Below are 11,554 nucleotides of genomic sequence, written 5' to 3' on the forward strand. Positions count from 1 at the left end.
AACCTGCCCGTGCACGACAACATGGAGGGTGCAAAATGTATCGCGGGATTTGGTTCACCTAAACCCATCCGACCGCGCTGGCGAGCCGGCTGGCTTGCCGACACCATTTTGTTCCTTTTTCTTCTGGTATCTCCATGTTCAAATATTTCGAAAACCTCGTTGACCCCTATTGCGACTATCCCGAGGCGGATACGCCTCCGACGCGTCTGTGGCCCTTTATGGCTCAATATATGCGTCCTTTTCGCAAGGTATTTTTCTTAGCGACCATTATGTCGATCGTGGTCGCAACGGTCGAAGTTGGCCTGATTGGTTATATGGGTCGCATCGTCGATTTGCTGTCCACAGACCCAACAACAGTTTGGGCAATTCACAGCGTTGAATTCATATGTGTGGCTGCTTTCGTATTGCTTGTGCGGCCAGCATTGCAGGCTTTGGATGTTTTGCTTTTGAACAACACAGTGCTGCCAAATTTCGGGACGTTGATCCGGTGGCGTGCCCATAAACATGTTTTACGTCAATCGGTTGGCTGGTTTGAAAATGACTTCGCCGGACGTATCGCCAATCGTATCATGCAGACCCCACCTGCCGCCGGAGAAGCGGTTTTTCAGGTGTTTGACGCCATCACATTCTCGCTTGCTTACTTCATTGGTGCGGGCATTCTTCTGATGGACGCAGATCCGCGTTTGCTGTTGCCTCTGCTTATCTGGGTAGCTCTTTACGGCTGCCTTGTCGGATGGACTGTCAAACGCGTCGGTCCAGCTTCCAAGGCTGCATCGGATGCGCGTTCCCAGGTGACGGGCCGCGTCGTTGATGCCTACACCAACATCCACTCGGTAAAGCTCTTTGCGCATAACAATCGCGAACTCGATTACGCCAAGGATGCTATTGAAAAGGCTCGTGAAACCTTTCAGGCCGAAATGCGCATTTTCACGATAATGGATGTCACATTGGTGCTTTTGAATGGCGTGCTGATTGTGGCTGTGGTGGGTTGGGCTGTTTGGCTTTGGATGCAGGGCAGCGCCTCAGTTGGCGTCGTTGCTGCGGCCACGGCGCTCAGTCTGCGCCTAAATGCGATGACCGGGTGGATCATGTGGGCGCTTACGTCGTTCTTTCGTCAACTCGGCGTGGTGGCGGAGGGAATGGAGACGATTGCGCAACCCATTGACCTTGTTGATTCGCAAGGCGCTCGGACTCTGCAACTGTCTGAAGGTAAAGTGGAAATCCAATCCCTTTCGCACCACTATGGCCGCGGTGCCGGTGGGTTGGATCAGATCAACCTGACTATTCGGCCCGGTGAAAAAATTGGCCTCATTGGACGTTCTGGCGCGGGTAAGTCGACCTTGGTCAAACTGCTTTTGCGGTTCTACGATGTCGAGCAGGGTCAGATAAAGATAGATGATCAGAACATCGCCAATGTGACCCAAGACAGCCTGCGCGATATGATTGGCATGGTGCAACAAGACAGCTCTCTGCTGCATCGGTCTGTGCGCGACAACATCCTGTATGGTATGCCTGATGCCAGCGAAGACCAGATGATCGCCGCTGCCAAAAAGGCCGAAGCCGATGATTTCATTCTAGATCTCGAAGACCCTCAGGGACGGAAAGCGTACGACGCACATGTTGGGGAGCGTGGGGTAAAGCTCTCGGGTGGACAACGCCAGCGGATTACGTTGGCTCGTGTTATTCTCAAAGACGCGCCAATCTTGTTGCTAGACGAGGCAACCAGCGCGTTGGATAGTGAAGTCGAGGCCGCCATTCAGGAAACACTATATGGCATGATGCAAGGAAAAACCGTAATTGCCATCGCGCACCGTCTCTCAACGATTGCCCAGATGGATCGAATTCTCGTTTTGGACCAAGGACGTATCGTCGAACAGGGCACCCATTCCGAGCTTCTTTCGGCAGGTGGACTATATGCTGGTTTCTGGCAGCGGCAATCAGGTGGATTCCTGAATGCCGACGAAGCAGCCGAGTAGGGTTTGACCAATGCCCCGGCGTCGGTATAGGTGCCGGGCATGACAGAATATGTAATTGAACGTTTGGGTCACCAAGGCGATGGTATTGCAGCTGGGCCGATCTTTGTGCCGATGGCCCTGCCCGGTGAGGTGGTGAGTGGAGATGTCGAAGGCAATCGCCTGACGAATATGCGCGTTGTTGAGCCTTCGGGTGATCGGGTGAAAGCACCTTGCCGGCACTATAAGGCTTGCGGCGGGTGCCTCCTGCAACACGCTTCTGACGATTTTGTATCGAACTGGAAACTTGAAGTGGTTCGTTCTGCCCTTGCAGGGCAATCGCTCGAAGCTGACCTCAAGCCGATCCAGACCTCTCCGCCCAACTCTCGCCGTCGGGCAGTCATTTCGGCAAAACGTACTAAAAAGGGCGCGATGGCCGGCTTTCATGCTCGGGCCTCTGGGGTCATTACGGAAATTACCGATTGTAAACTGGTCGACCCGGCTTTGCTGCCAGCGACCGAAATTGCGATTGAGCTGGCCAAGATTGGTGGTTCTCGCAAGGGCGAATTGAGCGTCACAGCGACACTTTCCCCTGTTGGGCTTGATCTAGCCGTGACAGGGGGCAAATCGCTGGACGGCCCGCTGCAATCCGTTCTGGCACAGGCGACTGAGCGTTTCATGCTAGCGCGGCTCAGCTGGGATGGCGAAGTGATCGCCATGCGATCGCCGCCCTATCAAACCTTTGGAAATGCAAATGTTGTTCCTCCACCGGGGGCCTTTTTACAAGCCACGGCCCATGGTGAATCAGCGCTGTTGGCAGCCGTTCTGGGTGCCATCACCCAAGGCGAACGAGGTATAGACCTGTTTGCAGGTTGCGGCACCTTCACCCTGCCTATGGCTAAACGTGCACAAATGCATGGGGTTGAAGTCGATGGCGCCATGACAAAAGCGCTAGACGCAGGCTGGCGCAGGGCGCAGGGACTAAAACAAGTCACGGTCGAAACTCGTGATCTGTTTCGCAATCCCATCATAGCTGCTGATCTGGGTTACGACTTTGCTGTTATCGACCCGCCGCGCGCAGGGGCTGAGGCTCAGATCAAAGAGTTGGCGCAATCCAAAATAAACGAAATTGCCTATATTTCCTGTAATCCGGTGACCTTCGCCAGGGACGCAGCCATCCTTGTTAAAAGCGGTTATGGCTTGGACTGGATACAGGTAGTAGACCAGTTCCGTTGGTCCTCGCATGTGGAATTGGCGGCACGGTTCTCGAAAACCTGACCGCTTCACATAGGCGTGAAGGGCTATCTGATCGTTTCTTTGCTAAGACATCATTCGTAAGAAGCCGTAAAGCGGACAAGAGGGCCTATCGATGCGTTGGATATCAATTATTGCCACTATGTTGCTAGTGTTCAGCATTTCTGGCTGTGCGTCCAAATTCAAAACTTACAACGGCCCCGAAGTTACGCGGGTCATAATTTTCAAAGAAGACCGTAAGATGCACTTGATGCATCACCACAAAGCGCTGAAATCTTACGATATTGGTCTTGGCTTCGCGCCGGAACACCATAAACAAATCGAAGGGGATGGGCGTACACCCGAAGGCGAATATTATATTGATCGCCGCAATCCCAACAGCCAGTTCTACTTGTCGATTGGTATTTCATACCCCAATGTAGCAGACCGCGCCTATGCCGCATCGCTCGGTGAATCCCCCGGCGGCGATATATTTATTCACGGACGTCCAAGGATCTACCAAAACGGCAAACGCGATTGGACTGCGGGCTGTATTGCGGTTTCAGACAAAGAAATGCGCGACGTTTATGCAATGGTCAAAAACGGTACGCGCGTTTCCATTTATCCTTGAACGTCGGCTAACTGAACATTGCCCAAGCGGCTACCCATGACGAGGGTCCACCAGATTTTGCCGTTGTTTTCCTGAAACCAGGCAAATCCCATATCCTGTGCATTCGGGTCCAAAATAACATTGCGTGTGTCATCCTGTTCCATCCATGCGCCCAGGGTTTCAATCTCGGTTTCGTAAGTTTCGGAGATATTTTCACCCGCGAGTGTGCCGCTGTATCCAACGCGTGCGACGCGATCCAATGGGCTTGATCCATCAGACCCAAAATGCCAGGGCCGGTTCTGCAACGCCATATCTCGCGAATGCGTTGCAGCAGCCGCATTGAGCTGAGCGCTGAGCTCCACGGGCGCCGCGCCAGCCGCCTGTCGCAGCACATTTACAGAGTCCAATATCCGGAATTGAATTTTTGACGTACTGCCGGACGAAATCTTGTACTGTTTGGTCCCGCCACCACCTGGGGCACCACAGGCTGCCAGACCAAGTGCGGCAACCAACAAAATGGCAATGGAGCGCATGTTTTTCCGTCTCTTTTTTAGCTATGTTCGCTTTGGTCTTAGCGTCGAGACGTTGCATTGGAAACCCACTTAGGCGTGACCTTGCCCATTTAACGGTAGATTGATTTGCGACTGCGATATTCTCGCAATATCCTTTGCCACCAAATCCGGCAGTGTTTTTTGGAGCGAGTCATGGCAGATCACAAGAAAAGAAATTTTGGGAGACGTTCGTTTCTCGCAACCGGAGCCGCATTTTTCGGCGCTCCCGCAATTGCACAATCAGAATCTCAGACAACTGAAGTTGAGCGTGATCTTAGCGAATCGGTTGTGCGCAACATTTCCAGTTTCCGGTCACTCGATTGGCAACCATACTTTTCGAACCTGAATGGTGGTGCCATTTTGGTCGATACCACTTCTCGGGCCCTACATTATTGGTCTGCGGATCAATCTACATACAAGCTGTACCCAACTTCGGTACCCCTGACAGAAGACCTGACTCGGCTTGGGCGAACAAAAGTTGTGCGGAAAGTGGAAGGTCCAAGCTGGCGCCCAACGCCTTCCATGAAAAAGCGCAATCCTGAATGGCCTGACTATGTTGGTCCGGGTCCTGATAATCCATTGGGGACGCACGCGTTGTACCTGAGTTGGACTTATTATCGGATCCACGGAACACACGATACGCGGAAAATCGGACGTCGTTCGTCCAATGGCTGTATCGGTCTGTTTAATGAACACATTTCCGAGCTGTTCGCGCTGACCAATGTAGGCACTCAAGTGTTGCTAATTTGACGACATTTGCACAGCAAGGCGCTGATTCTCCGTAACTTGGGTTTGCAATCAATGTTTTTTGCTGTTTAGACAGAAACACGAGGTAAGACTTGGGTGCTTAACGTCGTCCTCATTTGTGACGTTAAGCGAATTCTGGAGGATACTATGAAGAAACTCGTTCTCGCTGCTGCAATGACCGCCGCCGCTTCGACCGCGTTCGCAGGTTCGTTGGAAGATCCGGTTGTTGAACCCCCCGTAATCGAAGAAGCTGCTAGCAGCTCGTCTTCGAACATCTGGGTTCCACTGTTGCTGCTGGTTATCGTAGCCGCAGGTGCAGCTGCACTGTAATCTGGAAACAGATTTTTAAAGTAGGAAAAGGCAGAGCTTTGGCTCTGCCTTTTTCATATGCTAAGCTGGGCAAACTGATTGCAGCCCGGCAGCTATTTGACCCAGCCGCCCAGGTTTTCCGCGATAATGTTCGATAGCGCGTCAATGTGTTCGGCACTATCGTTCAGGCATGGGATGTAATGGAATGTCTCACCACCTGCGTGCTCAAAGCTCTCCTTGATCTCTTCATTGATTTCTTCAAGTGTTTCTATGCAATCCGACGAGAAAGCTGGCGCAACAACGGCGATGTTCTTTTTCCCATCTTCTTTTGCCAATCGGGCAACCTCATCCACTGTGTAAGGGCGCAGCCAGTCTTCTGGACCAAACTGTGATTGGAATGTTGTTCTAAGCTCGGTTTTGCCCCACCCCAATCTCTCTTGAAGCAGGCGGGTCGTTTTCTGGCATTGGCAATGATAGGGATCACCTTCCATCAGATACCGCTTTGGCATCCCATGATAGGAGACGACCAATAGATCTGGACGTTTCTCAAATGATGCATAGGCTTTCTCTACAGATTGCGCCAAAGCTTCAATATACGAGGGGTGGTCGCAATAAGCCGCAACAGTACGCGCGGCTGGTTGCCGTTTCTCTTCCATCAACGCGCGGAAAAACTGGTCATTTGCTGTCGCGGTTGTCGCGCCTGCATACTGAGGGTAGAGAGGGAAAAACAAAATTCGATCACAGCCTGCGGCGACCATCTCTCTCACTTTGGAAATCGTCGAAGGGTTGCCATATCGCATGCAGAAATCGACCATCACCTGTTCGCCAAACCGGTTGTCCATCTCGGCTGCAATTTTCTCCGATTGGTTACGGGTGATGGTCATCAGTGGGCTCTCGCCGCGCGCTTTGTCCCAAATCGACTCATACGCCTTGCCACTTGAAAAGGGGCGTTTTGTCAAAATGATCAGTTGCAGCAACGGTTGCCACTTCCATTTAGGATAGTCGATGACGCGTTGGTCAGACAGGAACTCGTTCAAGTAACGACGCATCGGCCAATAGGTATAGTTGTCAGGAGTTCCCAAATTCGCCAACAAAATGCCTGTTTTTGAGGGTGCGATTTTGGGGTGATCCGCAGGAGCGTGCCGGGGGCAGATAGCTTGGTTCATGGTCGCTTGTATTCCGTGGGTGAGTCCGGCGTCAGTCGCCGGGAAGTTTCAATTCCGAGGATCCCAGCACGTCTGCCAGACGCGCAGTTGCAGATCCCGGCCGGAGCGGTTTCGGTTGATCCGAGCTTGGCGCCCATCCCAACAGGAAAATGAGTTCGAATGTCGCCGGTATTCTGCCGAAAGACATAAATTCTTCTACGTAAATGTCTGCAGCACGGATCATTAATTTCCGCTGGGTCATGGTGCGTTGACGACCAGTTAAGGCATTGGTCTCACCCATTAACCGGAGCTCTTTCATCAAATTCCAAGGTGTTTCGTAAGTGGCAGTTAACGGTAGAGAGTCTGCGACAGGCAAGGCCAATCCTGCGCGCTCCAACAACGCGCCAAGTTCGCGAATCTCGCCCATCGGAACCACGCGCGGAGAAAGCCCGCCTGTCACTTCTACTTCAGCCTGCGCCAATGAAGCCCGTAATTCGTTAAGCGTCTGTCCACCAAATGCCACCGCCATGAACAAGCCATCAGGTTTGAGCGCTCGTCGACATTGGATGATTTGCCCAACAGGATCGTTGGCCCAGTGAAGCGACATGGCGTGGATGATCAGATCATGCGCCCCTTGCTCAAGCTGAAGTGTGTCTTCGTCGGACACAACCTTCGCACCGGGAACACAAACCCTCCAATGTTCTGGAAACCCAGTGACAATCGCTGGCGCCGTAAACGACTTATTAACCATGCGCAGGCGATCCTGAATGTCCTCAAAGGCGGCATCGTGAAGGAACCCAGTTTGCGCAAGGTTTGCGCGCGCCCGGTTTCTAAGCAGCGCTGTTCGGTCTGTGATCAAGGGGGTGTCCTGCATATGGCGGACAATAGAGCGATGATTTCGAAGTTTCAAACAGCTCTAAGAGTGGTGTACCCGCCCCGGTGTGTAGGCTGCGGGCAAATGGTTGACAGTGACTTTGGGCTTTGTGGAACTTGCTGGTCAAATACGCCTTTTATTGGCGGGTTGGTATGTGATGCGTGTGGCACCCAGCTTCCAGGAAGCGGTGACGGGCATCGGGAGCTTTGCGATGACTGCATGCAGAATCCGCGCAGCTGGAAGCGCGGGCGCGCCGCGCTGGTGTACGCCGACTCGGCGCGAAAACTGATTCTTGCTTTAAAGCATGGCGACAGACAGGATATCGCTGCCCCGGCAGCAAAGTGGATGGCCAATTCAATTCGCCCTTTGCTCGAAAAGAATACGATAATAGCGCCCGTACCTTTGCATTGGCGACGCATGGTTAAGCGGCGATTCAATCAGTCAGCATTACTTGGCGGAGCATTATCGAAAGAGGTTGGTTTGTCTTTTTGTCCTGACCTTTTGGTTCGCACAAAGCATACACAGAGCAGCGAAGGAAAATGTCGCGCAGAGCGCATATCGGCACTTATCGGTGCCATCCAAGCGCACCCTAAGCGCCTGCACCGGATGGCCGGTCGCTCGGTTTTGTTGGTCGATGATGTGATGACAACTGGCGCGACGCTAGAGGCGTGTACACAAGCATGTCTTGCTGGCCATGCCACGGAAGTGATCATCATAACACTAGCGCGCGTTGCAAAGGATGCCTAAATCAGCCAAAACAAGTTGCCGATTTAGGGAAATGTGATGAAACCTGTAGAAATCTATACCAGCCCGCTTTGTGGATTTTGCCACGCTGCGAAACGTCTGCTGAGCCAAAAGGGCGTCGAGTTCAACGAGATTGATGTTTTTCGCAATCCCGAACGAAAGCCGGAAATGATCCAGCGCGCAAATGGTGGACGAACTGTGCCTCAAATTTTTGTGGGTGAGGATCATGTCGGCGGCTGTGATGAGCTTCACGCACTAGAGCGCGCGGGCAAGCTTGACGAATTATTGGCGGCCTAACTGCTTTGCGACTGGCCCTTTTGCAGATCACCTCTTCGGACGACCCCGAGAAAAACCTCGGTTTGGTTTCTCAAATGTTGCATGAGGTCAAAGCTGGTGGCGCGGATTTTGCGTTTACACCGGAGGTAACCAATTGTATTTCAACTAGTCGAGCTCATCAGAATGCAGTTCTGCAAACGGAAGAGAATGACCAAACGCTTGTTGCACTTAGCGAGCTGAGTGCGGAGCTTGGACTGTGGCTTTCAATTGGTAGTCTGGGTCTGAAAACTCAAGATGCTGATGGGCGATTTGCAAACAGATCATTTTTGGTCAACGATCGTGGTGAAATTGTCTCTCGGTATGACAAGATCCATATGTTCGACGTTGAAGTTTCTTCGGAAGAGACGTACCGTGAATCCGACGGTTATCGTCCTGGTCAAAATGCCGTTTTGGCGGAAACCCCTTGGGGTAAAGTAGGACTTACAATCTGCTATGATGTGCGCTTCCCGCATTTGCACAGGGCGCTTGCTCAGTCTGGTGCGCAAATAATTACAGTTCCTGCAGCTTTTTCACATGTGACCGGCGCTGCACATTGGGAGACACTGTTGCGCGCGCGCGCTATTGAGACAGGTTGTTTCGTAGTCGCGGCCGCCCAAACTGGTCAACACGCTGCAAGTCGTGGGCAAAAAAGGCGCACACATGGTCACTCCATGGTCGTTGCCCCTTGGGGAAAGGTGTTGGCAGATGCTGGCGATGAACCGGGAATAACTTTTGTTGATCTTGACCTCAAAGAAGTAGACAAGGCACGTAGTCGTATTCCGGCGCTGACCCATGATCGCCCCTTTGACGGACCTTGATGAACGATAAAAACGGCCTAGCGATTACCTTGTTTGGCGAGATCCTGATGGCGGATCAGCTCGCCCGTTCACGCTTGTCCAAAGTCCTTCCCAAAGGAATGGAACTTTCTCATTTTTCGGTTTTGAACCATCTCGATCGAGCCCAAGATGAGCGGAGCCCTGCTCAGCTCGCCAAAACATTTCACGTTACACGAGGGGCAATGACAAACACATTGGGCAAGCTGGAAATGGCCGGATATGTTCATATTCGCCCTGATTGGGACGACGCACGCCGAAAAATGGTCGCGATCAGCCCGGCCGGGCGCAATGCGCGCGATGCTGCTCTTCAGGGAATTGCGCCGATGATTAGCGATATCGTGGAGAAACTAGGCGAAGAGCGGGTTCGTTCCGCTCTTCCAATTTTACGTGAATTGCGGCTGCAACTTGACGAAAGTGCCTAATTTCACGCCGATTTAAGGCTACTTGTTACGTAGTTCACACTCAGATCTCGCGCGGAAATGGACCACCCCCAAGTTATCGGGTTGAATACGAAACCCTTTCGATCAACGGGTTCCAACCCAGCCTGTTCGATTAGTGCGAAAAGCTCCTCAGGTGTAATGAATTTGTTCCATTCATGGGTGCCTTTGGGTAACCAGCGCATGACAAATTCAGCCCCGACAATAGCCATCGCGAAACTCTTAGGGTTGCGATTGATCGTCGAGCACAGGTGTAGGCCGCCTGCCTTCAAGAGCTCTTGGCAAGCGGTGAGAAAGGACAGTGGATCAGCGACGTGTTCGACAACTTCCATATTCAGAACGACGTCGAATTGCTCGCCATCTGCCGCCATCGCCTCGGCGGTTGTGTGGCGATAGTCGATAGTAAGCCCAGACTGCTCGGCATGAACTTGCGCCACCGGAATATTGCGCTCGGCGGCGTCAGCGCCCACAACAGTCGCGCCGAGTCTGGCCATGGGCTCAGAAAGCAAACCGCCGCCGCATCCAATATCGAGAATTCGCAACCCTTCGAATGGCAGCGCGACATTCAGGTCACGATTGAACTCTGCGGCGATCTGAGACGTAATATAGTCGAGACGGCACGGATTCAGCATATGGAGCGGTTTGAATTTCCCCTTTGGGTCCCACCATTCCGCAGCCATAGCTTCGAATTTAGCGACTTCAGCGGGATCGACAGTGGTCTGAGTTGCTTGCATTTTTGATAATCCGTGTTCATTTGGGCTGTCACAACCAGTATAGGAAGGACATGGACAGAAACTTGAGCCAAAAGCGCGCAGTGCATTATCTTTACCCTCCGGTCGAACCATTTGACCAGAGACACTTGGACGTGGGCGATGGCCATATTGTCTATTACGAACAAACGGGCAATCCGGATGGGTTGCCAGTTGTTGTTGTGCATGGTGGCCCCGGTGGAGGGTGCAGTCCGGCAATGCGACGGTATTTTGACCCCAAGGTATACAGGATTATCCTATTCGATCAGCGCGGCTGTGGTCGTTCGCGCCCACACGCAAGTGTCGAGGCAAACACAACATGGCATCTGATCGCGGATATGGAAATGATCCGCGGGAATCTAGGAATTGATCATTGGATCGTGTTCGGCGGCAGCTGGGGGGCAACGCTGTCTCTACTTTACGCTCAGACCCATCCGGAACGGTCTGTCTGTCTGGTGTTACGCGGCGTTTTTCTGATGCGTCAATCCGAGCTGGATTGGTTTTACAGAGGTGGTGCCGGGCGATTCTGGCCAGAGACATGGCAGCGTTTTGAAGAGTTGATTCCAGTAGATGAACGTGACGACATGATCAAAGCGTATCACAGCCGATTGTTTTCGGGCGATCATGCGACTGAGGTCAAGTACGCACGAGCTTGGGCGAGTTGGGAAAACGCTTTGGCGTCAGTCTATTCAAACGGTTTTGGGGGCGAGCCACCAGCGGAATACGCCAGAGCTTTTTCGCGCTTAGAGAATCACTATTTCCAGAACAAAGGTTTCCTTGAAGTGGACGGCCAAATTCTTAGAGATATGTACAAGCTGAAAAATATTCCGGGGCACATTGTCCAGGGTCGCTACGATATGATTTGCCCGCCTCTGTCAGCTTATGAGCTTGCACAATCTTGGCCGAGCTCAAAATTGCGTATGATCCGAAATGCTGGCCATGCATTGAGTGAGCCGGGAATTAGTGCGGAACTGGTGCGTATCATGGATGATATCGCCGAGATTTAGTAAAATGGCTGGACAATGGCACGGCAAAACCGTCTGCTGTTGTCC

At 52.4% G+C, this 11,554-nt stretch carries 14 protein-coding genes; 10 read left to right on the forward strand and 4 right to left on the reverse strand.

Annotated elements, in window-relative coordinates; genetic code table 11:
• Positions 1-134 precede the first annotated feature (134 nt).
• From CLV88_RS16930 to CLV88_RS16940, 3 genes are all read left to right on the forward strand, one after another.
• Positions 135-1,976 carry an ABC transporter ATP-binding protein gene (locus CLV88_RS16930; protein WP_106609596.1) on the forward strand — a complete coding sequence of 614 codons (1,842 nt, stop codon included), beginning with the start codon at positions 135-137 and terminating at the stop codon, positions 1,974-1,976.
• Between the two features lie 39 nt (positions 1,977-2,015).
• The gene (locus CLV88_RS16935) at positions 2,016-3,230 is read left to right on the forward strand and encodes a class I SAM-dependent RNA methyltransferase (RefSeq protein ID WP_106609597.1); all 1,215 of its coding nucleotides are present in this window, start codon (positions 2,016-2,018) and stop codon (positions 3,228-3,230) included.
• 91 nt (positions 3,231-3,321) lie between these two features.
• Entirely contained in the window at positions 3,322-3,816 is a 495-nt protein-coding gene (locus CLV88_RS16940; RefSeq protein ID WP_106609598.1) for a L,D-transpeptidase family protein, read from the forward strand.
• Here CLV88_RS16940 and dalA read toward each other — a convergent pair.
• Positions 3,807-4,328, reverse strand: coding sequence for a divisome-associated lipoprotein DalA (gene dalA / locus CLV88_RS16945; RefSeq protein ID WP_106609599.1), 522 nt, complete (start codon positions 4,326-4,328; stop codon positions 3,807-3,809). The genes CLV88_RS16940 and dalA overlap by 10 nt on opposite strands.
• A 171-nt stretch (positions 4,329-4,499) precedes the next feature.
• Between dalA and CLV88_RS16950 the strand changes: the two genes are divergently transcribed.
• The gene (locus CLV88_RS16950; RefSeq protein ID WP_106609600.1) at positions 4,500-5,096 is read left to right on the forward strand and encodes a L,D-transpeptidase; all 597 of its coding nucleotides are present in this window, start codon (positions 4,500-4,502) and stop codon (positions 5,094-5,096) included.
• A 144-nt stretch (positions 5,097-5,240) separates the two neighbouring features.
• Complete coding sequence (locus CLV88_RS16955) at positions 5,241-5,423, forward strand: hypothetical protein (RefSeq protein WP_106609601.1); 183 nt, start codon at positions 5,241-5,243, stop codon at positions 5,421-5,423.
• 92 nt (positions 5,424-5,515) lie between these two features.
• On the opposite strand, the gene hemH is transcribed toward CLV88_RS16955, so the two are convergent.
• Both hemH and CLV88_RS16965 read right to left on the reverse strand, forming a co-directional pair.
• Complete coding sequence (gene hemH / locus CLV88_RS16960) at positions 5,516-6,568, reverse strand: ferrochelatase (RefSeq protein WP_106609602.1); 1,053 nt, start codon at positions 6,566-6,568, stop codon at positions 5,516-5,518.
• Between the two features lie 31 nt (positions 6,569-6,599).
• Positions 6,600-7,421, reverse strand: coding sequence for a methyltransferase domain-containing protein (locus tag CLV88_RS16965; protein ID WP_106609603.1), 822 nt, complete (start codon positions 7,419-7,421; stop codon positions 6,600-6,602).
• Between CLV88_RS16965 and CLV88_RS16970 the strand changes: the two genes are divergently transcribed.
• From CLV88_RS16970 to CLV88_RS16985, 4 genes are read left to right on the forward strand one after another with little or no spacing between them, the layout of a single operon-like run.
• Positions 7,422-8,168 carry a ComF family protein gene (locus CLV88_RS16970; RefSeq protein ID WP_243403701.1) on the forward strand — a complete coding sequence of 249 codons (747 nt, stop codon included), beginning with the start codon at positions 7,422-7,424 and terminating at the stop codon, positions 8,166-8,168. It abuts the gene before it with no gap.
• Between the two features lie 36 nt (positions 8,169-8,204).
• Positions 8,205-8,462 (forward strand): glutaredoxin 3, encoded by a 258-nt coding sequence (gene grxC, locus CLV88_RS16975; RefSeq protein WP_106609605.1) that lies wholly within the window; start codon positions 8,205-8,207, stop codon positions 8,460-8,462.
• Positions 8,463-8,467: 5 nt separating this feature from the next.
• Entirely contained in the window at positions 8,468-9,298 is an 831-nt protein-coding gene (locus CLV88_RS16980) for a carbon-nitrogen hydrolase family protein (RefSeq protein WP_106609606.1), read from the forward strand.
• A complete protein-coding gene (locus CLV88_RS16985; RefSeq protein WP_106609607.1) occupies positions 9,298-9,738 on the forward strand; it encodes a MarR family winged helix-turn-helix transcriptional regulator in 441 nt (146 codons plus the stop codon). The genes CLV88_RS16980 and CLV88_RS16985 overlap by 1 nt, the downstream gene beginning before the upstream one ends.
• A gap of 2 nt (positions 9,739-9,740) precedes the next feature.
• On the opposite strand, the gene ubiG is transcribed toward CLV88_RS16985, so the two are convergent.
• On the reverse strand, positions 9,741-10,487 hold the full coding sequence (ubiG, locus tag CLV88_RS16990) for a bifunctional 2-polyprenyl-6-hydroxyphenol methylase/3-demethylubiquinol 3-O-methyltransferase UbiG (RefSeq protein ID WP_106609608.1): 747 nt from the start codon (positions 10,485-10,487) through the stop codon (positions 9,741-9,743).
• Positions 10,488-10,537: 50 nt separating this feature from the next.
• Between ubiG and pip the strand changes: the two genes are divergently transcribed.
• The gene (gene pip, locus CLV88_RS16995; protein WP_106609609.1) at positions 10,538-11,509 is read left to right on the forward strand and encodes a prolyl aminopeptidase; all 972 of its coding nucleotides are present in this window, start codon (positions 10,538-10,540) and stop codon (positions 11,507-11,509) included.
• Positions 11,510-11,554: the final 45 nt, after the last annotated feature.

The sequence above is a fragment of the Shimia abyssi genome, from assembly GCF_003014475.1.
GTDB lineage: Bacteria > Pseudomonadota > Alphaproteobacteria > Rhodobacterales > Rhodobacteraceae > Shimia > Shimia abyssi.